At 69.2% G+C, this 1,437-nt stretch carries 2 protein-coding genes; both read right to left on the reverse strand.

The window, feature by feature from the left end:
• The coding region (locus tag B551_RS18070) for a M14 family zinc carboxypeptidase (protein ID WP_023264714.1) at positions 1-903 on the reverse strand (903 nt) is incomplete at its 3' end.
• A gap of 148 nt (positions 904-1,051) precedes the next feature.
• On the reverse strand, positions 1,052-1,437 hold a 386-nt coding region (locus B551_RS18075; protein WP_023264715.1), incomplete at its 5' end, for a LysR substrate-binding domain-containing protein.

Raw genomic sequence — 1,437 nt, forward strand, 5'->3', positions numbered from 1 at the left:
ATGGCGGCGCAGCACGCGCGCGGTGCGATGCGCCTTGACCGGATTGAAGAAGCCGTCGCGCGAGAACAGCTGCCGCGGATTCTTCTTGATCCACAGCCAGGAGCCCAGTTCGAGCGTCATCGGCAGAAAGATATGCGGCGCGGGCGTGCGGTCATAGGCGTAATCCCACAGGTCGCCGTGCACCAGGTACTGGTGGCTCTGCGGCTCGAACGCGTAGCCGTGATGCGGATGGGCCTGCTCGAACAGCGTCTTCAGCACGTACATCTCCGGCAGATGGGGCATCGCGGCCTGCGTCCGGGCGTAGGGAAACCAGATGCTGTCGCGCCAGCCGTAGCCGGAGTGGCAATCGACGGCAAAGCTCAGCGGCCGCGTCAGCAATTGCGCCTGCACCACGCGCAGCAGCGCCGTGCTCTCGGCCTCCATCGGCGTGCCGGCCTTGCCGCGGTACCACGGCAGCCACGGGCCGATGCGCTGGCCGCCCGCGAGGAAGGGCACGCGTCCCTCGGCATCCTGCGGCGCGTTGCGCATCAGGTCGACGCCGTTCGGATTGGCGCGCCGGCCGGCCCACATGCCGGCCGGGTTGACGATCGGCATGAACAGCAGACGGACCTGGCGCAATTGCAGGTGCAGCAGCTCGTCCCATTCGAGGCGCTTGAGCAGCGCCCGCATATAGTCGAGCAGCAGCTGCGTGCCGATCCGTTCGAGGCCGTGGATGCCGCCGAACAGGCCGATCGCCGGCGCGCGGGGATCGCGCGAGCCGATGCCGGCCAGATACACCGGAAAACGCCGCCCATGGCTGCTGGCCTCGCACACCACGTCGATATCGAAATGTTCCGCGCCGACTTCCAGCAGCGCGCGCAGCAGATCGAGCTCGGCGAAACTGTCGGAGGCGGGAAGGGGCATCGGGTCGGCTGGGCGGAAAGGGAAGCGGCCGGGCCGCGACGGCGCCGGTCCGTATGACGGAACGATGTTGCGAGTCTACTCGTGCAATATGACAGTGCCTTGTGACGACACGGGACTGTCATCGTGCCGCGCCAGACTGCCGCTTCGGTCAGCCGAGCTGCTCGGCCAGGACCTCGCGCGCGGCCTGCACCACCGGCGCTTCGCCGCGGCGGGGCGGCAGCAGGCAGAACTCGACGTCGGGCAGTGCCGGCAGCCGCAGCGACGACACCGTCGCAGGATCGAGCGTGGCCACGCCGGCCGGAATCGCCGATTGGTTCAGGCACGAGATGCCGAGTCCGGCCGCCAGCGCCATCTGCAATCCCGCCACGCCGGAGGCGGAGTGCGAGACCCGGTAGGGCACGCGCGCGCGCTTGAGCATGCGTACCACGTACTGGTGCAGCGAGCAGGTGTCCGGCAGCAGCACCAGCGGCAGCGGCATGCCGATCTGCGCTGTTTCGCCGCGCGCGGCGACCCAGGCCAGCGGCTCCCGTCGCA

The sequence above is a fragment of the Cupriavidus sp. HPC(L) genome, from assembly GCF_000307735.3.
Classification (GTDB): domain Bacteria; phylum Pseudomonadota; class Gammaproteobacteria; order Burkholderiales; family Burkholderiaceae; genus Cupriavidus.